Here is a 19,131-nt window from a genome sequence, read left to right as displayed (position 1 = left end):
CTATAGCAGCGTATGCCCGGCTTCGCGCAGAAAGCCTCTCGCCGCGGGCTCGTCCGCCGCTTTCACCAGCAGGTGGTCGCCATCGAATGTCGATACCAGGAAGATGCCCAAACCGTTTTCCGACAGCGGCTTTATGACCGACAGCACGATGCCGGTTTCGTCGAACGCAAACGGCCCCTGCAATTTGAAGGCGACCCAGTCGCGATCATGCTTGACGGCATCCGGCACGCGATCCTGGAGGCAGGTGATCGAGAGCTCGTCATCGGTTCTGGTGATGCTGACGAAGCCCGGTCCGTCCGCCCAGGCGGGAATGCCGTCATCGGCTTGAAGCCGCGAAATCGCATGGAGGCCAGTGAGTTGCTTAAGCTTGATCCTGGCAGTCATCCTCACGCTCCGATTGGCGGGCATCCAACTGGCCGCTTGCTCATATAGACCGTCGTTCCGTTCATAAACGGCTCCTCCCGATCGATCGTATAGCCAAGCTTGCGATAGAGCGACACATTGGCTTCGAAGGCACCGTTGGTTAACAGGCGGAGCTCCGGGCGTCCGGCCTCGCGTGCCTTGGTTTCCGCACGCTCCAGCAGCAGCCGGCCGATGCCCCTGCCCTGCGCCTCCGGCGCGACGCAGACATTCTCGATCCACAGGTGATCGTCGGCCAGCATGGTCTCGACCATGCCGACAATGCGGTCCTCCGCGACGGCGAGCTCGAACTGGTGTTCGGCAATGGCCTTGTCGTAATCGGCACGCATCGGCAGCGGCTCGCGGCCGATCACCGGCACCCATCTGGCATAGGCGGCGCGCACGATGTCGCGGATCGTGGCGGCGTCGGCAGGCTCGGCTGGACGAAACCGGATGGAAGAATTGGCAATCATCACAAGGCTCCAGGCATGAAAAAGCCCGCCGGCGTTTTTCGCGGGCGGGCTGTGGGAAACGAAGCGGATCTATAAAGCCGGTCTTCCTCGTCGCGCAATCAGCGTGCCCTTCCGCACGGTGCGGGGGCGGCGTCGCTTGGTGTCGGCGGGAGCGAGAACGAACATGGCGGCAAGCTGGAGCAGCAACCGTGATGCGTCAAGGCACCGTCTGGCCCGGTCGTTGTGCCAGCCGCCGCCGGGCGTCGCCGGCTTTCCCGCCGCGGGTCGATGCCTTCGCGGGTAAAGCGCTGGATTGTATCCGTGGCCGTTCTATCTTCCCGATCGGGCGTTCTAGCAATGGAGCCATCGCCGTGAGCGAAACCGATCTCTATCGAGGCTATATCGACTGTCTCAACAACCAGGATTGGCAAAGGCTGCATCGCTTCGTCCATGACGAGGTGCATTACAATGGCGACCGGGTTGGACTGTCAGGCTACCGCGACATGCTGGAGCGGGATTTTCGCGAAATCCCGGACCTCTTTTTCGACGTCCAGCTGTTGATCTCCGACCCGCCATTCATAGCCAGCCGCCTCCAGTTCAACTGCACGCCCAAGGGAACTTTCCTCGGCCTGCCCATCAACGGCAGGAAAATCTCCTTCAGCGAGAACGTCTTCTATGAATTCCTGAACGACAGGATCAGGAACGTCTGGTCGGTAATCGACAAGGTGGCGATCGAAGCGCAACTGTAGTCTCGGCCTCTTCGCTGCTCGATCCGGGTGCGGCAGCCTTTCGGCACAAGCAAAATCGTTCGGAAAACTCGATCATTCTAACGAAAATAATTCGTTGGAATGATTGGTCCTGAAATGGCATTTCTCCGTTGTAGTCGCTTGGAGAATTGCATTGCCCTCCCTGACCCGCGTCGCGAATGATATTCCGAAAAGCACGATCTCCGCCGATCTGGCGCAGGGTCGCAAGCGCCTCGATTCCCTGGCGAACGGCATCATTCCCGGCATCGTGCTGGTGGCGATGATCACGGCCGTCGCCTTCTCGGCCCGCAATGTCTCCGGTTTCGCCCTGTTCAGCCCGATGATCCTGGCCGTCGTCGCCGGCATGGTCTATTCCAACGTGCTCGGCACACCGGCGCACGCCAAGGCCGGCATCGCCTTCTCGCAAAAGCGCCTTTTGCGCTTCGCCATCGTGCTGCTCGGTTTCCAGCTGACGCTCGGCCAGGTCGCCTCGATCGGCGCCGGCGGCGTCGGCATCGTGGCGCTGACCCTTGGCGCCACCTTCGTCTTCACCATCACGCTCGGCCGGCTGATCGGCGTCGATGCCAGGCTGGCGCAGCTGATCGCCGCCGGCACCTCGATCTGCGGCGCCTCGGCGATCGTCGCCACCAACATCGTCACCGACGCGCGCGACGAGGACGTCACCTACGCCGTCGCCTCGATCACCTTGTTCGGCACCGTCGCCATGCTCGGCTTTCCCCTGCTGGCGCCGCTGCTCGGTCTCGACCAGCATGCTTTCGGCCTGTGGGCGGGCGCCTCGATCCATGAGGTGGCGCAGGTCATCGGCGCCGGTTTCCAGAACGGCACCCAGTCCGGCGAGATCGCCACCGTGGCCAAGCTGACCCGCGTCGCCATGCTGGCGCCGATGGTCATCGCGCTCGGCTTGATGGCGCGCCGCGGGAGCAGCGACCACTCGGCGGCGCGACCGCCCATGCCATGGTTCGTCGCCGCCTTCGTCGCCGCCGTGGCATTGAACAGCCTGGTTACGATACCAGCCGAAGTGAAGCAGGCGGTAGTGCTGGCCACCACCATCATGCTGACCATGGGCCTTGCCGCCATGGGCCTGCAGGCCGACATTTCGCAACTGCGCTCGCGCGGCCTGCGCCCGCTGGCGCTCGCCTTCTGCGCCTTCCTGTTCATCGGCTGCTTCAGCCTGATGCTGGTGAAATTGGTCTGAGACGGGCTCAGCCCTATCGCTGGAGTAGTTCCAGAAAAAGTGCGGACCGGTTTTCGAACGGCTCTAATTGGGAATCGAGACCACTTCGGCTAGGGTCCGTCTGTCAGCACAGAGCCCCCGACCCATGCCGTTCGTCCCCCTGCCCTTCGTCGTCGCGCTGTTGCTGTTCATCCTGCTCTGGGTCGTCGCCAGGCGCGAGGATGACGCCGCGCCCAACCTGCCGCTTCTTAGCCTGATCCTGCTTGCCGCGTTGCAATCCGTATTGACCGGCCTGCGCTGGGGCTATGACCTCCGCGCGGTCGGCTACATCGCTCCCGTCTCCGCCGCCATCATGCCCTCGCTGCTCTACGCCGGTGTCTCGAGGCTGGTCCGCACCGGACACCGCCGGTGGCCGGCCTTGCTGATGCTCCACGCGGCGCCGGCGGCAATCGTCATGCTGCTGGTCATCGTGCGGCGCGACGCGGTTGACGTGGCGCTCGTCGCAATCGACTTCATCTACGCCGCGGCCATCCTCTGGCTGTTGCGGTCCGGCGCGGATGGGCTTCGGCTGGCGCCTTTCGACGGCGCGGTGCCTGCCTATAGGGCCATCATCGCGGCGGCATCGGCACTGTGCCTGTCGGCCCTGGTCGACATGCTGGTATCCTTCGAGCTGGCATCCGGCCATGACGACCGTGCCGCGACGATCATCGGCATCGCCAATCTGTTTATCCTCGTCATTGTCGGCGTAGCGGCGGCGGCGGCCAGCCAAAGCCATATTCCCGGCACCCTCGCCGATCCGATAGGCCAATTATCGCCGCCCGATGACGGCGAAGACGCCGACACGATCGCCAGGGTGAACGAGCTGATGCAGGAGAAGAAGCTCTATCGCGACGCCAACCTCAACCTTAACCGGCTTGCCAGGCGGGCCGGAATTCCGGCGCGGCAGATCTCGGCGGCCATCAATCGGGCGATGGCCAGGAACGTCTCGCAATATGTCAACGAACACCGCATCGCCGAGGCCTGTCGGCTGCTCGGCGAAACCGGGCAGTCCGTCACCGAAATCATGTTCGCCGCCGGCTTCCAGACCAAATCGAACTTCAACCGTGAGTTCCGCCGCGTGACCGGCACGACCCCGCTCGCCTGGCGCGAGAAGAACACGCGGGCGCCATCGAGCCCCGTGAGCAGCTGAGCACACCGTTCCGCGGCGGCCGTACCAGATCGCGATTGTGGACGTCCTCGATCGCAATCGAGGTCGCGGGCGCCCCCAGACCCGGCGATACCGCGTCATCGAGACTGCGACCGAAGCTGCTGCCCGGAGACTTCGGGAGTTGCGGCGATGGCGCTGTCGGAAAACGGAGACTTCAATGAGATTTCGAACCATGCTTTGCGCCATCATCATTTCCACGCTTGCGCTGCAACACCAGGCCAATGCCGGCGATGCCGTCGGTGTTCGCCATGTTGCCGCCCGATCGCTGGAGCGCGGCAGCGATCTCGACGTCACCGTCTGGTATCCGGCAGAACCGGGCGGCGTGGCTGTCATGCTCGGCGACAGCGAGTTCTTCACCGGAACGTCGGCCGAGCGTGATGCGCCGGTATCTCCCGGCAAATTCCCTCTCATCCTGCTCTCGCATGGCGCCGGCCTGGCCGGCACCCCGCAAGCCCTGAGCTGGATAGCGGCGCCTCTGGCGAGGCAAGGCTTCATCGTCGCCGCGCCCACCCATCCGGGAAACGGCGGGAAAAATAGGTCCGCCGCCGAGACGATGAAACTGTGGTTGCGACCCACCGATCTCACGGCAACCCTGGACGCGATGGAAAACGAGGCCTCCTTCCGGGACCACATCGAGCAAGGCAAAGTGGGCGCCCTGGGCCTGTCTATGGGCGGAGGCACGGCGCTCGCCATTGCCGGCGCACGCGTCGACCCGAAGCTGCTGGCGGCCTATTGCGACACCGACCTGCTCAACGCATCGCTTTGCGGCTGGGTGAGGCAAAGCGGCGTCGACCTCCACGCCATGGATATGCGGCTCGCCGGCCGCGACAACAGTGACCGGCGCGTCCGCTTCGTCATGGCGGTCGACCCCGCGCCATCGGATGTCTTTGACGCCGGGAGCATTTCCGGCATCAAAATCCCGGTCGATATCGTCAATCTTGGCCAGCCGGGAAAAATCCCCGCGACCACCGATGCGTCGGGCATCGCCAACGCGATTCCCAATGCCAGCTACGCAACGATCGGAGATGCCAGCCACTACAGCATGTTCGGCGAGTGCAAACCCGGCGCGTCGGCGCTCATCATATCTCAAGAGATCGGCGACCCCGTATGCGACGACGGCGCGGGCCGGTCACGCGCGCAAATCCATGCGCAACTGATCGACATGGCGACCACGGCCTTCAGGCGCGCGCTGAAGGCAGCGCCTTGATTGCGCTGCCGGAAGGTCAGTCCTGGAACGAGCTCGCCGCGACATAGATCGCGGCCAGCGCCTCGATGCCGGCCTGGTCGGCACTGTCGAAACGGCCGGGCGTCGGGCTGTCGAGATCGAGCACGCCGAAGACGCCCTCCTCGTCTTCCAAAAGCACCACCAGCTCGGAGCGCGAGGCGGCGTCGCAGGCGATGTGGCCGGGGAAATCATGCACGTCCTTGATCAGCATCGAGGTGCCGAGCTCGACCGCCGTTCCGCATACGCCCTTGCCCACCGCGATGCGCACGCAGGCCGGCTTGCCCTGGAAGGGGCCGAGCACCAGTTCTTCGTCCGATGCCAGAAAGTAGAAGCCGGCCCAGTTGAGGTCGGGCACCATCTGGAAGATCAGCGCCGAGGTGTTGGCGGCGTTGGCGATCGAATCGTGCTCCCCCTCGAGCAGCGCCTTCAATTGCTTGGCGAGGTCACGATAGAACGCGGCCTTGTCTGAGGTATCGATGGCCTGGGCCGCAAACATGACTTGTCTCCGAACTGAGGATCGCGGTTCCGTTCGATCGGTTGCCAAATCGGGCAAAGCCGAAATCGGCCAAAGCTTTGCACCAACGGCCCACGGAAATAGTCTAGCGTGAATCCCAACTCCGGCGAAAGCCTCAAGATGAGGATAGCCGCCGCCGTCCTAGCTCAACAGGTCGGGCCTGAAAAGGTGGCCTCCATGAACCACCTTTCGCAGTCCGGGCTGGATCTTAGTAGCCGCCGCCGCCCGCCGGTGCCGCATCCTTCGGCGGGACGTCGGTGATCATCGCTTCGGCGGTGATCAGCAAGGCCGCGATCGAGCCGGCGTCCTGCAATGCCGTGCGCACCACCTTCGCCGGGTCGACGATCCCGGCCTTGATCATGTCGACATAGACCTCGTTCTGGGCGTCGAAGCCCTGATCGTGATCCTTGCTGTCGGCGAGCTTGCCGACAACGATCGAGCCCTCGACGCCGGAATTCTCGGCGATCTGGCGGATCGGCGCCTCAAGCGCGCGAAGCACGATGGAGATGCCGGCGGTGACATCGGCATTGGCGCCATTCAGGCCTGATAGCGCCGACCGGGCGCGAAGCAGGGCGACGCCGCCGCCTGGCACGATGCCTTCTTCCACGGCCGCGCGCGTGGCGTTCAGCGCGTCGTCGATACGGTCTTTCTTTTCCTTCACTTCCGATTCGGTGGCGCCGCCGACGCGGATGACGGCAACGCCCCCTGACAGCTTTGCCAGCCGCTCCTGCAGCTTTTCCTTGTCGTAGTCCGACGTTGTCTCCTCGATCTGGCCCTTGATCTGGGCGACGCGCGCCTGGATGGTCGCGTTGGTGCCGGCGCCGTCGATGATCGTGGTGGTGTCCTTGTCGATCAGCACGCGCTTGGCGCGGCCGAGCATCTCGATGGTGACGTTTTCAAGCTTGATGCCGAGATCCTCGGAAATCATCTGGCCCGATGTGAGCACCGCGATGTCTTCCAGCATCGCCTTGCGACGGTCGCCGAAGCCCGGCGCCTTGACGGCCGCGACCTTGAGGCCGCCGCGCAGCTTGTTCACGACCAGGGTGGCGAGGGCCTCGCCTTCGACATCCTCGGAAATGATCAGCAGCGGCCTGCCGCCCTGCACCACCGCTTCGAGGATGGGCAGCATCGCCTGCAGATTGCCGAGTTTTTTCTCATGAATGAGGATATAGGGGTCCTCAAGCTCGGCGCGCATCTTGTCGGCATTGGTGACGAAGTAGGGGCTGAGATAGCCGCGGTCGAACTGCATGCCTTCGACGACGTCGAGTTCGGTCTCGGCGGTCTTGGCTTCCTCGACGGTGATGACGCCGTCATTGCCGACCTTGTTCATCGCCTTGGCGATTATTTCGCCGACGCTGGCGTCGCCATTGGCGGCAATGGTGCCGACCTGCGCGATCTCGGCCGACGACTTGACCTTCTTGGCCTTCGCCTTGATTTCCCCGACGACGGCGGCGACGGCCTGGTCGATGCCGCGTTTCAAATCCATCGGGTTCATGCCGGCGGCGACCAGCTTGGCGCCTTCGCGCAGGATCGAAGCGGCCAGCAGCGTGGCTGTCGTGGTGCCGTCACCGGCGAGGTCGTTGGTCTTCGAGGCCACTTCGCGCACCATCTGCGCGCCCATGTTCTCGAACTTGTCGGCAAGCTCGATTTCCTTGGCGACGGTGACGCCGTCCTTGGTGATGCGCGGGGCGCCGTAAGCCTTGTCGATGATGACGTTGCGGCCCTTGGGGCCCAGCGTCACCTTCACCGCATCGGTGAGAATTTCGACGCCGCGCAGCATGCGGTCACGCGCATCGGTGGAGAATTTGATTTCCTTGGCGGACATGATTTTTTCCGTTCGAGTTTGAGGGGCCAGTCGCCGCGCCGAACGCGCGGCGCTCCAGTCAGGCGGCCTTCTTGGCTTCGGCAGCCTTTTCGATGACGCCCATAATGTCGGCTTCCTTCATGATCAGCAGGTCTTCGCCGTCGATCTTGACCTCCGTCCCCGACCATTTGCCGAACAGGATCAAGTCGCCGGTCTTGACGTCGAGCGGAACGAGCGCGCCCTTTTCGTCGCGCGCGCCCGGACCGACGGCAATGACTTCGCCTTCCTGCGGCTTTTCCTTGGCATTGTCGGGAATGATGATGCCGCCCCTGGATTTTGTATCGCCTTCGGCGCGCCGGATGACGACGCGGTCGTGGAGTGGACGGAACTTCATGAGAACTTCTTTCTGGGGCCGGCATAGGCGGCCGCGCCCTCTCTATAGGCGATTTGGCACTCGATAGATAGGAGTGCCAAAATTTATCGTGGGACGGAATTAGATATTGGAAGTATTATTTTCGCACCCGGTTTCCTGATATCCGAAACCAGCCAAATATTTCAAAAAGTTGAATTTTGCCGGTCGAGCGCCTATTTATCCGACAAGTTCGTTTTCACGATTTCATGCGCAAAGGAGATTTCTTCGATGGCCGACGGCAATCAGACGATCATGGAAAAAGCTGAAGCCCGCTTTGTCGACAAGCAGAAGAAGAACGCGGAGCGCAACAAGGCAACCGCCGAATACATGTCCGAGGCGAAAGCCAGGGCGATCAAGACGGCAAGGCTGAGGGAGTTGCGGCTGGCCAAGGAAGAAGCCGACCGCGTGGCGGAAGCGCTGAATCCGACGCCTAAGACGAAACGGGTGGCCAAGAAGGCCGCCGCAACGGGGGTCAAGACATGAGCCTGACCTTTCCCAATCGCAGCCGCAGCTATGATGTGGCCGGCCAACGCATTCGTTTCGTCGGCCATGACGGCATGCTCCAGATTTCCTTCTCGGTGGCCGCCGACGCCATGACCAGGATACAGCCGGACACCGCCGCCGACGAGGCCGGCTATCTTGCCGCCTTCGACAGGTCGAGTTCCACTATCCACGACGTCGCCGCCAAGGCCTACGGCCGCACCCACAAGAGCCTGTATGTGCTGACATCGGATGATTTCCGCTGATCAGCCGAGGTCCGCGACCATCGTGCGTATCTTCGCAGCCTTTTCAAAATGGTCGAGGCGGTGGGTTCTGATCCACCATTCGGCGACTTCCATCAGCAACTCGGGGTCGTCGTTCCTGTTGGCGAAGAACGCATAGAACGACACGCCGACGCTGGGCCCTTTTTCGGAAATCCTGCGGTCACAGACCCTCAGTATCTTCTGCTTCAGGCTGGCTCTCACGGGAATCCTCTGATTTGCGGTGCGGCGGGATCTTGCCCGCGCCAAGTGCCGCCCTGGGCAAACGTTGGACAGGTCAGGATTTACGTTCGGCCCTCTCCCTCCGCTTGACGTCGCGGATATTCATCTGATCGACCAGCGCGTTGGCATCCTGCGGGCTCATGCCGACCATCACCCTTTGCCTGACCACCGCGGGCTGGCCGGTAAAGACATCGATGATGGCCCAGCTTTGGGGCAAGTCCATGCGCAGTGCATAACGGTCGGCCATGCGGCTACCCTCGCGCGAAGAGAAATGCGGCGCCGAGGATAGCGACCGTCCAGACGACGACCGACAGTTGCAACGCCGTGGCGCCGTAAGAGGCGAGGGCCCGCCGCAATCGCGCCGCAAGACCTGCCGGCCGGACCGGCATAGGAATGACGGTGACCGGTGCCTTGGCGCCAAGTTTTCCAAAGACGGGCAAGAGCGGCACGAAACTGACCTCGAATGTCGCGGGATGGGCTCCCGGCAAAGGGATGCCCAGCCCTCCATAGCACCCTTTTCGCGAACTCCTTGCATACCAAATCGGCGCCACCTGCCGATCGGTCCGGGAGATGTCGGATCCTTTCAGCTGGCGCACGCGGCCAACAGTGATCCCCGCTCCGATTGGCGGCACCCGTCGCGAAATCCGGTCGCGAGCGACTGCAACTTTTCCCCTTGATCAGTCCTTCGATCTGGCCTAGCCTTGAGTTGAGAAAAGGTTTTTCCAGATGTCCCCGATCGGGCTCGGTCATTGGCCGGGCCTTGTTCCGGCCGGTAAGGGAAAACCTTTTCCCAACTAAGGATTCTTGCCGCGATGGCATCGGACGACCCGCCAGTTCCGGTCTTTCCCAAGCCCGTCACCTTGCGTGACGTGGCCGCGCAGGCCGGCGTCAGCGTCGCCACCGCCTCGAAGGCGCTCAACGACCAGGGGCGCATGACGGCCGAGACCCGCGAGCGCATCCGTGAGACGGCGCGCAGCCTGGGTTTCCGGCCCAACAGCCTGGCGCAGAGCCTGCTCAGACGCCGCTCCTTCACCGTCGGCCTGCTCACCAACGATACCTATGGCCGTTTCTCGCTGCCGCTGATGTCGGGCATATCGGACGCGCTGGTCGATGCCGGCGTTTCGGTGTTCCTATGCAATGTCGAGGAGGATCCGCGCCTCGGCCAGCTCCATGTCGAGGCCATGCTCGACAAGCGCGTCGACGGCATCATCGCCACCGGCAAACGCATCGACCGCCATTTGCCGGTCGACCTCTCCAATCTGCGCGTCCCGGTGATCTACGCCTTCACCCAGCCCGATCCCGACGCCGTCGCCTTCGTCTCCGACGACGGCGACGGCGCGCGGCTCGCGATCGAGCATTTCTGCCGGCTCGGCCGCAAGCGCATCGCCCATGTCAGCGGGCCGGCGAGCTTTGCCGTGGTGCACGAACGGGCGCAGGCTTACCGCGCCGTGCTGACGGAAAACGGCCTGCCGGTGATCGAGCCGCTGCTCGGCTCCTGGTCGGAAGCCTGGGGACATGATGCCGTGGCAAAACTGTTCGACACCAAAGGCGAAAAACCGGACGCCGTCTTCTGTGGCAACGATCAGATCGCGCGCGGCGTCATCGACGCGTTGCGCGAACGAGGCCTCGGCGTGCCTAATGATGTCGGCGTCATCGGCTTCGACAATTGGGAGATCGTGGCGGAGGCGATCCGCCCGCCGCTGACCTCGGTCGACATGAACCTGGCAGCACTCGGCCGCGAGGCCGGGCTGACCTTGCTTTCCCTGGTCGGCGGCAAACCCGCCACGCCAGGTATCAGAAAACTGCCGTGCCGGCTGGTGGTGCGGCAGTCCTGCGGCCGCCTGCCGGATAGTGAGAAAGACGGCTGAAGAACGAAGCGCCGCAATCGGCGGCAAGCCGCGCATCGCGGCCAAATGTGGAGGAGGAGAACATGAGGACTTTGATTGCCAAACTGGGCCTTACGGCCGCCGTTCTGGGCTGCGGCCTGCAATTTGCCGCCGCCGATACCGCCAACATCTGGGTACGCGCCGACGGCTCGAACTTCATGCCAAGGATCGTCGACGCCTTCAACAAGGCGAACAAGGACCAGGTCAAGCTCGACATCATCCCCAATGCCGAGATCATCCCGAAATATGGCGCGGCGGCCGCCGGCGGTACGGCGCCCGACGCGCTGTCGCTCGACCTGATCTACACGCCCTCCTTCGCCGCCGCCGGCCAGCTGGAGGACATCACCGACTGGGCGAAGTCCCTGCCCTATTTTTCCAGCCTGTCGCCGGCGCATGTGAAGACCGGCACTTACAAGGACCATATTTACGGCTTGCCCTTCTCGGCCGACGCCTCGGTGCTGATCTGGAACAAGAAGCTGTTCAAGCAGGCAGGCCTCGACCCCGAGAAAGGTCCCGCCAACTGGGCCGAGATCGAAGCCGACGCCGAGAAGGTCAATGCGCTTGGCGGCAACATCAAGGGCTTTTACTTCTCCGGCAATTGCGGCGGCTGCAACATCTTCACCTTCACGCCGCTGATCTGGGCCTCGGGCGGCGACATCCTGTCGGAGGACGGCTCGAAGGCGACGCTGGACAGCCCGCAGCTGCGCGGCGCCATCGATCTCTACCGCTCCATGGTCAAGAAGGACCTGGTGCCGGCGGGCGCGCAGACCGACACCGGCGCCAATTTCTTTGCCGCCTTCGCCGCCGGCAATATCGGCATCTCGCCGTCCGGCGCCTTCGCCATCGGCGCGCTCAACACGCAATATCCCAATGTCGACTACGGCGTCACCTTCCTGCCGGGTAAGGATGGCAACTGGTCGTCCTTTGCCGGCGGCGACAATTTCGTCGTCACCAAGGGCACCAAGAAACTAGCCGTGGTGAAAGAGTTCCTGGACTTCGCCTATTCGCTCGAAGGCCAGACGATCCTCGCCAAATACGGCAGCCTGCCGGTGCGCGGCGACATCGCCAAGGACGCGCTGAAGGATCTCGATCCGCGCTATCAGATCGCCGCCGAGGCGATGGCCAAGGGCAAGACGCCCTATTCGGTGGTCTTCAACGACCTGATCAACTCCGCCAACGGCCCGTGGACGCAGATGATCAACGAGGTCTTCTTCGGCGACGACGTCGACGGCGCGATCGCCAACGCCCAGGAGACCATGCAGTCGATCATCGACCAGGCGCCGCAGAAGTAGGCGGACGCCTGCCGGCCGCCCGCCTGTCTCCCTGGGCGGGCGGCCGGAAATTGTTCCATTCAAATAGCAGGCTATCGCGTTGAAAGAATTCATGTCCATCACGAGTTCGGGGCGTATCAAGCTTCGCTCCCCCTTCTCCCCTTGTGGGGTGAGAAGCGGTCCGCACAGCGGGCGAAAAGCCAACTGCTTGGCTTTTCGAGCTTTCAACGCCCTGAGCCTGCGAAGGGCCGGGGGGTGGCCGATCCACCCTGCCGGGTCCCCGCTGCTTCGCAGCGTCCCGGCGTTCGCTGGCCTTTCATCGTGGCACTGGCACGATGAATTCGCCTTCGGCGAACCGGCCGCTCACCTCACAAGGGGAGAAGGAAAGGGCAACCCATGACCGCCATCGCCACAACCACCGCCCCGCCTCGCGCCCGAAAACTCGTCGGTGCCGGGCGCCGGCAATGGATCGGCCTGCTTTATGTCGCGCCGGCGGTGGCGCTGGTCATGCTGTTCTTCGTCATCCCGCTCGGCATGACGGCCTGGATGTCGCTGCACAACTGGCCGCTGATGGGCGAGCACTCCTTCATCGGCCTCGGCAATTACTGGGCGATCCTGCGCGACACCAGGTTCTGGAACGCGCTGAGATTCACCGGCTACTACACGCTGGTCGTCACCATTGCGATCTTCGCCGTCGCCTTTCCGCTGGCGATCTTCATCGAGCGGCCGCGCCCGTTCACCAACCTCTACCGCACCATGTTCTTCATGCCGGCGGTGGTCGGCTTTGCCTCGGCGAGCCTGCTCTGGTCATGGCTCCTCAACGTCGATTCCGGCCTGTTCAGCCCGGCCGCCTACGACCTCGGCCTGATCGACAGAAAATTCAACCTGCTCGCCACCTTCCAGCCGGCCTTCTGGTCGATCATCGCCATGGTGGTGTGGAAGGTCGCCGGCTTTACCATGATCATCCTGATGACCGGCCTGCAATCGATCCCGCAGGACCTGCAGGAGGCAGCCGTTATCGACGGCGCCGGACCGTTCGCACGGTTCCGGGCGATCACCCTGCCGCTGATGCGCCGCACGCTGGCGCTAGCTCTGATCCTGTCGGTGGCCGGTTCGATCCTTGCCTTCGACCAGTTCTACATCATCCTGCGCGGCGGCCCGCGCAACCAGACGCTGACGGCGGTGTACTGGATCTTCAACCAGTCCTTCGTCTCGTTCAAGCTCGGCTATGGCGCCGCACTTTCCATGGTGCTGCTGGTCATCCTTGTGGCGCTCAGCCTCGTCCAGCTCTGGTTGCTGCGCAAGCCCGAGGGGCTCGACTGATGGCGCAGGCGATGTCAGGCAGAGGCAAGCTCGCCGCGCGCTTGGCCAGGCACTCCACCGGCATCGTCGCCTCGGCGCTGTTCGTGGCGCCGATCGTGTGGACGGTGCTGTCGGCCTTCAAGCCGGCGCAGGAGGCCCGCCTGCCGCCGCTGCCGCCCTGGCCGACGTCCGGCTTCTCGCTCGAGAACTATCAAACACTGAACAGTTTCGGCGATGGCCTGTGGGCCTCGGCGCAGAACAGCATCTATGTCTCGGTGATGACGGTCATATTGTCGGTCATCGTCAGCGTGCTCGCCGGCTACGGTTTTTCGCGGTTTCGGTTTCCCCTGAAGGATCTGTTCTTCGTCCTCATCCTGTCGACGATCATGATCCCGTTCCAGTCGATCCTGACGCCGATCTTCCTGGTGCTGACCAAGCTTGGCCTGCACAATACGCTGACCGGGCTGGTCGGCGTCTATGTGACGCTGCAGCTGCCGTTCTCGATCTTCATGATGCGCAACGCCTTCGACGCGGTGCCGCGCGAGATCGAGGAGGCCGCGCGCATGGATGGCGCCGGCAACGCCACCATGCTCATAAAGGTGATGCTGCCGCTGGTCTGGCCGGGCGTCGTGACCATCGCGCTGTTTGCCTTCCTCGGCGCCTGGAACGAGTTCCTCGCCGCCCTGGTGCTGATGACCGACCAATCCAAATTCACGCTGCCCGTGATGATGACCGCGCTTCAATCGGGCCGCTTCGGCGCCATCGACTGGGGCGCCGTGCAGGCGGGCGTCACCGTGATGATGGTGCCGTGCCTGATCCTGTTCCTCGCTTTGCAGCGCTTCTACATCCGCGGCCTGATGGCCGGAGCCGTCAAATAATCGATCGAATGGAGTGAGTTCATGACCGCATCGCAAACCGCCAAAATGGCTAAGACGGGCAAGCCGAAGCTCGCCTTCCGCCCGCTGCCGGTGCCGCAGGTCGATGTGCGCGGCTTCTGGGGCGACCGCGCCGAGGCGGTCGCCACGCGCACCGCCGACATCCTCTACGACCGCTGCGTGGAGGCGCGCATGCTGGAGCAGATCGACCCCGACCGCCCCTCGCCCGGAATTGTCATCCCCTTCCACTCGCCGTCTCCCGACGAGGCCGCCTCCCCCGGCTTCACCGGTTCGACGGTGACCACGCAGATGTTCTGGGATTCCGATCTCGGCAAGACGATCGAGACCGCGGCCTATTCGCTCTACCGGCGCAAGAACCCCGAACTGGAGAGGAAGATCGACGCCGTCATCGACATGTACGGCAGGCTGCAGCAGGAGGACGGCTATCTCTCCAGCTGGTATCAGCGCATCCAGCCCGGCAAGCGCTGGACCAATCTGCGCGATTGCCACGAGCTCTATTGTGCCGGCCACCTGATCGAGGGTGCGGTCGCCTACTACCAGGCGACGGGCAAGCGCAAGCTGCTCGACATCATGTGCCGCTACGCCGACCACATCGCTTCGGTGCTCGGGCCCGAGCCCGGCAAGAAGAAGGGCTACTGCGGCCATGAAGAGATCGAGCTGGCGCTGGTCAAGCTGGCGCGGGTGACGGGCGAACAAAAGTACATGGTGCTGGCCAAATACTTCATCGACCAGCGTGGCCAGCAGCCGCATTATTTCGACGAGGAGGCGCGCGCCCGAGGCGCCGACCCGAAGGCCTATCACTTCAAGACCTACGAATACAGCCAGTCGCACATCCCGGTGCGCGAGCAGGACAAGGTCGTCGGCCATGCGGTGCGGGCCATGTATCTCTATTCGGGCATGGCCGACATCGCCACCGAATATGGCGACGACACGCTGCGGGTGGCGCTCGACCGCCTGTGGGACGACCTCACCACCAAGAACCTCTACATCACCGGCGGGCTCGGTCCGTCGGCGCACAATGAGGGGTTCACCAGCGACTACGACCTGCCCAACGAAACCGCTTATGCCGAGACCTGCGCCTCGGTCGGGCTGGTGTTCTGGGCGAGCCGCATGCTCGGCATGGGGCCGAACGCCCGCTACGCCGACATGATGGAGCGCGCGCTCTACAATGGTTCGATCTCCGGCCTGTCGCTCGACGGCTCGCTGTTCTTCTACGAGAACCCGCTGGAAAGCCGGGGCAAGCACAACAGATGGAAATGGCACCGCTGCCCCTGCTGCCCACCCAATGTCGGGCGCATGGTGGCCTCCATCGGCAGCTATTTCTACAGCCTGGCCGACGACGCCCTTGCGGTTCACCTCTACGGCGACTCCACCGCCCGCTTCGACATATCGGGCGTGCCGGTCACGCTGGCGCAAGCGAGCCGCTATCCCTGGGATGGCGCGGTCGAGATCACGGTCGAGCCGCAGGCGCCGGTGGCGTTCACGCTGCATTTGCGGGTGCCGGGCTGGAGTCCCAGTGCCAAGCTGGAAATCAACGGTGAAGCGGTCGACCTCGAGGAACTGACCAGCGACGGCTACGCCGCCATCCGGCGCAACTGGACAAAGGGCGACCGTGTCCGGCTCGATCTCGAAATGCCGATCGAGCGGCTCTACGCCAATCCCGAGGTCCGGCAGGATGCCGGCCGCGTCGCGCTGTCACGCGGGCCGCTGATCTACTGCGTCGAGGCGACCGACAATGACACCAGCCTGCATCGCCTGACCCTGCCGCGTACGGCCGGCATAGAGGCGCATGACGAGCCGGACCTGCTCGGCGGTGTGGTGACGCTTTCAGCCACGGCGCAAGCCGATGCCGGCGACGGCTGGCGGGACGGGCTCTATCGCTCCGAACCGCCGGCTAAGGTCGAGACGCGCCTGACCGCCATCCCCTATTTCGCCTGGGACAACCGCGAGCCCGGCGAGATGCTGGTCTGGCTGCGGGACGGCTGACCGCAGACGCCTTGGCCGCTCGAACAGGAACATGCCGAAGCCGATGCGCCGGACGATGAAAGAGAACGACCGGGCGCCGGCGTTGCGGCCAGCCCATCTCGCCCCGTTTACGGGGAGAGATGTCCGGCAGGACAGTGAGGGGCAGCGCCGACGGCGGCCTTTGTCGACAGACGCAGTTACCTTCGCGCCTTCGATTTGTTCAAAGCCACCGCCGCGCGTACCAGCGCCTTAAAGGCCTCCTCGTCGACCTCTTCGCCTTTCTGGAAATCGATGGCGCGGCGCGTATTGCCTTCGAGGCTGGAGTTGAACAGGCGCGCGGGATCGGGCAGCGCAGCCCCTTTGGCGAAGGTCAGCTTGACGACGGCCTTGTAGGTCTCGCCCGTGCAGATCATGCCGGCATCCTCCCACACCGGCACGCCGCGCCATTTCCACGTCTCGACCACGTCGGGATCGGCTTGATGGATCAGCGCGCGGAGCCGCCCCAGCATCTCGCCGCGCCAGTCGCCGAGTTCCCTGATCCTGCCGTCGATCAGCTCGGAGGGGGATTTGCTGTCCTGCAGTCCGGTGGTCGTCATGCCGTTTCTCCTTCAAACGCTGGAAATAGCGCGCTCACATACGCTCGCCAGGCAATTGGCTGGCCTGCTTCACCCAGGCGCTGAACTGCGCCTCGTCGAAGGCCTCGTCCTCGTGGATGTGGAAATAACGCGTATCGCTGCTCTTGGATTCGCCCGGCGGCACCGGATCCAGCGACATGCCGCGAAAGAAGGCCACCTTGATGTATCTGGTGAAGCAATGGAAGCTGAGGAACCAGCCTTCGCCCTCGACGCCGTAGAAAGGCGAGTTCCATTTGACCGCCTTGTGGACACTGGGCACGGCACGCTCGATGAGCGCGTCGAGGCGTTGGCCGACCTCGCGCTTCCAGCCCGGCATGGCCGCGATATAGGCCTGTACCGGCGCGTCGCCGTAGCCTTTGGCGATCTGCGGGTTGCCGCCGGAAAGCAGCTTCGGCTCAGCCTTGGCGGGCCTGGTCGATTTCTGCTCGATCTTGGCCATGCCGCTCTCTTCCTATCCGTTGGCCCGCTGCACGCTGCGTCCCCTGGAAATATAGGGCAGCATGAACATATAGAGGCCGCTGAACAGCAAAAGAAAGAGCGGCAGGAGTGGCGAATAGATCACCCAGGCGGGCGGCTGCCCGAACGCCATGGTGATAAAGTTGGCGGCGACGGTTGCCGTAAAGATGATCGACAGCCAGCGATGCGTTTGCCTGATCCATTTGCTCCAGTCCAATGCTACCTCCTCTTGCATGCGTTGAAAACCGGCGCCCCTTACCAGCGCGCCAGCTCCGTGATCTGGATGAGATTGCCGCAGCCATCATTCACCTGGGCGATGGTCGAGCCGGTCACCGCGGTCGGCGCCATGGCGAAGGCACCGCCATTCGCCTTGATGCGTTCATGATCGCCCTTGATGTCGTCGGTGAACAGCATCAGTGCCGGCTGTCCCTGCTTGAAGATCGCCTGCTGGTAGGCCTTGGCCGCCGGGTTGTCGTTCAGCGCCAGCTGCAATTCGGTCCCGTCGGGCTCTTCGGCCGAGACAACCGTCAGCCAGCGGAACGGCCCGTTGCTGAAATCCGCTTTTTTGGTGAAGCCCAGCACATCGGTATAGAAGGCAAGCGCCTTTTCCTGATCGTCGACATAGATGCTGGTCAGTTTGAGTTTCATCGCTTTTTCTCCATGGGTTTTGCTGGCGGAGAACCGCCCTTTAACAGTGCTGTGTGACTTTCGGCCTGGCCGGAGACCTCAGTCCGTCCGCGCCAGAAGCTCTTCCAGCTTCTCCAGGAATTGCGGCCACCCCACCTTGGCGCCGCCATAGGCCCGTCTCTGGTCGGGCCGGAAACCGGCCTGCTCCATGCGCAGATGGGTTCCCGTTGACGTCGGGGTGAGCGTGAAAGTCACCACGCTCCTGAGATCGAAGGCCGGATCCTGGTGCGCCAGGTTCCAGGTGTAGGACAGCGTCTTGTGCGGCTCGACGGCAAGCACCTCGCAGTCCAGCACGCCGCCCCAGTCGGCGCTGATGTTGAAGCGATGGCCCACGACCGGATTGAAATCGTTCTTCATCAGCCACTCCTCGATCAGATGCGGGTGCGTCAGCGCGCGCCAGAGTTTCTCCGGCGGATGGGAGATTTCCCGCTCGACGACGACAGTGCGGGTCTCCTGGGCACTATCGTTCACTGGTCCATCCTCTTGAGCAAATCCTCGAGGTCGTCGAACCGGCTTTCCCAGAACCCCGCCATATGGCGTGTCCAGTCCATCAGCGGCGCCAGCGCGGCGAGCTGCGCGCTGTAATGCGTCTGGCGGCCTTCATGGCGGTCGCGCACCAGCCCGGCCTGCTTCAGCAAGCCGAGATGCTTCGACACCGCCGGCTGCGAGACGCCGGACTGGATTGTCAGAGCGCCCACGGTCTGCTCCCCCTGGCGGCATAATCGTTCGAAGATGGCGCGCCGCGTCGGGTCGGCAAGTGTCCTGAACAGCGCATCGTGAGCATCGGTCATGTGCAATCAATAACCCGTTGGCTATTGGTTTACGTATAACCGACGGGATATATATGTCAAGCCGGAACATGGAGCGACAGGAACATCGGTGAGATGGACGGCAACATAGTTGCTTCGGCGCTGGACGCGATCGCCTTCACCCCTGGACGCGATCGCCTTCACCCCTGGACGCGATCACCTTCACCCGTTGACAGCGGCTTCGTCCCAACCGGACGAACAGACTGTTCATCTTGGCCGAATCAGCTATTATAGGTGAGGGCCTGCCGCAACGTAGTTTGCTCAATCCATGGCCCCTTCCGCTCAGG

General features: G+C 63.4%; 25 protein-coding genes. 11 read left to right on the top strand and 14 right to left on the bottom strand.

Annotated elements, in window-relative coordinates; translation table 11 throughout:
* Window positions 1–384, bottom strand: coding sequence for an ACT domain-containing protein (locus FJ960_RS28390; RefSeq protein WP_140718446.1), 384 nt, complete (start codon window positions 382–384; stop codon window positions 1–3).
* A 2-nt stretch (window positions 385–386) separates the two neighbouring features.
* On the bottom strand, window positions 387–872 hold the full coding sequence (locus FJ960_RS28385; protein WP_140718445.1) for a GNAT family N-acetyltransferase: 486 nt from the start codon (window positions 870–872) through the stop codon (window positions 387–389).
* 350 nt (window positions 873–1,222) lie between these two features.
* On the opposite strand from FJ960_RS28385, the gene FJ960_RS28380 reads away from it, so the two are divergent.
* The 4 genes from FJ960_RS28380 (at window position 1,223) to FJ960_RS28365 (ending at window position 5,206) form a co-directional block, all read left to right on the top strand.
* Entirely contained in the window at window positions 1,223–1,600 is a 378-nt protein-coding gene (locus FJ960_RS28380) for an ester cyclase (RefSeq protein ID WP_181174349.1), read from the top strand.
* Between the two features lie 151 nt (window positions 1,601–1,751).
* Window positions 1,752–2,813 (top strand): YeiH family protein, encoded by a 1,062-nt coding sequence (locus FJ960_RS28375; RefSeq protein ID WP_140718444.1) that lies wholly within the window; start codon window positions 1,752–1,754, stop codon window positions 2,811–2,813.
* Between the two features lie 124 nt (window positions 2,814–2,937).
* Window positions 2,938–3,981: an AraC family transcriptional regulator gene (locus FJ960_RS28370; RefSeq protein WP_140718443.1), complete on the top strand. Its 1,044-nt coding sequence runs from the start codon at window positions 2,938–2,940 to the stop codon at window positions 3,979–3,981.
* A gap of 175 nt (window positions 3,982–4,156) precedes the next feature.
* Entirely contained in the window at window positions 4,157–5,206 is a 1,050-nt protein-coding gene (locus FJ960_RS28365) for an alpha/beta fold hydrolase (protein WP_140718442.1), read from the top strand.
* Between the two features lie 16 nt (window positions 5,207–5,222).
* Here the strand turns inward: FJ960_RS28365 and FJ960_RS28360 are convergent, their stop codons facing one another.
* The 3 genes from FJ960_RS28360 to FJ960_RS28350 all read right to left on the bottom strand — a co-directional run bounded on the left by FJ960_RS28360 (window position 5,223) and on the right by FJ960_RS28350 (window position 7,936).
* A complete protein-coding gene (locus FJ960_RS28360; RefSeq protein WP_140718441.1) occupies window positions 5,223–5,720 on the bottom strand; it encodes a GAF domain-containing protein in 498 nt (165 codons plus the stop codon).
* A gap of 226 nt (window positions 5,721–5,946) precedes the next feature.
* Complete coding sequence (groL, locus tag FJ960_RS28355; protein ID WP_140718440.1) at window positions 5,947–7,563, bottom strand: chaperonin GroEL; 1,617 nt, start codon at window positions 7,561–7,563, stop codon at window positions 5,947–5,949.
* Between the two features lie 58 nt (window positions 7,564–7,621).
* On the bottom strand, window positions 7,622–7,936 hold the full coding sequence (locus FJ960_RS28350) for a co-chaperone GroES (protein ID WP_140718439.1): 315 nt from the start codon (window positions 7,934–7,936) through the stop codon (window positions 7,622–7,624).
* A gap of 246 nt (window positions 7,937–8,182) precedes the next feature.
* On the opposite strand from FJ960_RS28350, the gene FJ960_RS28345 reads away from it, so the two are divergent.
* Together FJ960_RS28345 and FJ960_RS28340 are read left to right on the top strand one after the other, a co-directional pair.
* Window positions 8,183–8,437: a hypothetical protein gene (locus FJ960_RS28345; protein WP_140718438.1), complete on the top strand. Its 255-nt coding sequence runs from the start codon at window positions 8,183–8,185 to the stop codon at window positions 8,435–8,437.
* Window positions 8,434–8,700, top strand: coding sequence for a DUF1488 domain-containing protein (locus tag FJ960_RS28340; protein ID WP_140718437.1), 267 nt, complete (start codon window positions 8,434–8,436; stop codon window positions 8,698–8,700). The genes FJ960_RS28345 and FJ960_RS28340 overlap by 4 nt, the downstream gene beginning before the upstream one ends.
* On the opposite strand, the gene FJ960_RS28335 is transcribed toward FJ960_RS28340, so the two are convergent.
* From FJ960_RS28335 to FJ960_RS28325, 3 genes are all read right to left on the bottom strand, one after another.
* On the bottom strand, window positions 8,701–8,919 hold the full coding sequence (locus tag FJ960_RS28335; protein WP_140718436.1) for a DUF6500 family protein: 219 nt from the start codon (window positions 8,917–8,919) through the stop codon (window positions 8,701–8,703).
* Between the two features lie 73 nt (window positions 8,920–8,992).
* Window positions 8,993–9,184 carry a hypothetical protein gene (locus tag FJ960_RS28330; RefSeq protein WP_140718435.1) on the bottom strand — a complete coding sequence of 64 codons (192 nt, stop codon included), beginning with the start codon at window positions 9,182–9,184 and terminating at the stop codon, window positions 8,993–8,995.
* 4 nt (window positions 9,185–9,188) lie between these two features.
* On the bottom strand, window positions 9,189–9,386 hold the full coding sequence (locus tag FJ960_RS28325; RefSeq protein ID WP_140718463.1) for a hypothetical protein: 198 nt from the start codon (window positions 9,384–9,386) through the stop codon (window positions 9,189–9,191).
* A 363-nt stretch (window positions 9,387–9,749) separates the two neighbouring features.
* Here FJ960_RS28325 and FJ960_RS28320 point away from each other — a divergent pair, with 363 nt between their 5' ends.
* From FJ960_RS28320 to FJ960_RS28300, 5 genes are all read left to right on the top strand, one after another.
* A complete protein-coding gene (locus tag FJ960_RS28320) occupies window positions 9,750–10,805 on the top strand; it encodes a LacI family DNA-binding transcriptional regulator (protein WP_140718434.1) in 1,056 nt (351 codons plus the stop codon).
* 62 nt (window positions 10,806–10,867) lie between these two features.
* Entirely contained in the window at window positions 10,868–12,115 is a 1,248-nt protein-coding gene (locus FJ960_RS28315) for a sugar ABC transporter substrate-binding protein (protein WP_140718433.1), read from the top strand.
* A 375-nt stretch (window positions 12,116–12,490) separates the two neighbouring features.
* Window positions 12,491–13,417, top strand: a complete 927-nt coding sequence (locus FJ960_RS28310; protein WP_140718432.1) for a sugar ABC transporter permease — start codon at window positions 12,491–12,493, stop codon at window positions 13,415–13,417.
* Complete coding sequence (locus FJ960_RS28305) at window positions 13,417–14,274, top strand: carbohydrate ABC transporter permease (RefSeq protein WP_140718431.1); 858 nt, start codon at window positions 13,417–13,419, stop codon at window positions 14,272–14,274. Before FJ960_RS28310 ends, FJ960_RS28305 begins: the two co-directional genes overlap by 1 nt.
* Window positions 14,275–14,295: 21 nt before the next feature.
* Window positions 14,296–16,278: a glycoside hydrolase family 127 protein gene (locus FJ960_RS28300; RefSeq protein WP_140718430.1), complete on the top strand. Its 1,983-nt coding sequence runs from the start codon at window positions 14,296–14,298 to the stop codon at window positions 16,276–16,278.
* 176 nt (window positions 16,279–16,454) lie between these two features.
* On the opposite strand, the gene FJ960_RS28295 is transcribed toward FJ960_RS28300, so the two are convergent.
* The 6 genes from FJ960_RS28295 to FJ960_RS28270 form a co-directional block, all read right to left on the bottom strand.
* Window positions 16,455–16,853, bottom strand: coding sequence for a DUF1801 domain-containing protein (locus FJ960_RS28295; protein WP_140718429.1), 399 nt, complete (start codon window positions 16,851–16,853; stop codon window positions 16,455–16,457).
* Between the two features lie 34 nt (window positions 16,854–16,887).
* The gene (locus FJ960_RS28290) at window positions 16,888–17,331 is read right to left on the bottom strand and encodes a DUF1801 domain-containing protein (protein ID WP_140718428.1); all 444 of its coding nucleotides are present in this window, start codon (window positions 17,329–17,331) and stop codon (window positions 16,888–16,890) included.
* Between the two features lie 12 nt (window positions 17,332–17,343).
* Window positions 17,344–17,565 carry a hypothetical protein gene (locus FJ960_RS28285; protein ID WP_181174347.1) on the bottom strand — a complete coding sequence of 74 codons (222 nt, stop codon included), beginning with the start codon at window positions 17,563–17,565 and terminating at the stop codon, window positions 17,344–17,346.
* 38 nt (window positions 17,566–17,603) lie between these two features.
* Window positions 17,604–17,996 carry a VOC family protein gene (locus FJ960_RS28280; protein ID WP_140718426.1) on the bottom strand — a complete coding sequence of 131 codons (393 nt, stop codon included), beginning with the start codon at window positions 17,994–17,996 and terminating at the stop codon, window positions 17,604–17,606.
* 78 nt (window positions 17,997–18,074) lie between these two features.
* A complete protein-coding gene (locus tag FJ960_RS28275; protein ID WP_140508446.1) occupies window positions 18,075–18,506 on the bottom strand; it encodes an SRPBCC domain-containing protein in 432 nt (143 codons plus the stop codon).
* On the bottom strand, window positions 18,503–18,826 hold the full coding sequence (locus tag FJ960_RS28270) for a metalloregulator ArsR/SmtB family transcription factor (RefSeq protein ID WP_027146469.1): 324 nt from the start codon (window positions 18,824–18,826) through the stop codon (window positions 18,503–18,505). Before FJ960_RS28270 ends, FJ960_RS28275 begins: the two co-directional genes overlap by 4 nt.
* Window positions 18,827–19,131 lie beyond the last annotated feature (305 nt).

The sequence above is a fragment of the Mesorhizobium sp. B2-3-11 genome (assembly GCF_006442215.1).
Lineage (GTDB): Bacteria > Pseudomonadota > Alphaproteobacteria > Rhizobiales > Rhizobiaceae > Mesorhizobium > Mesorhizobium salmacidum.
The sequence above is the reverse complement of the archived record's forward strand: the minus strand, read 5'-3'. Positions and strand labels throughout refer to the sequence as shown.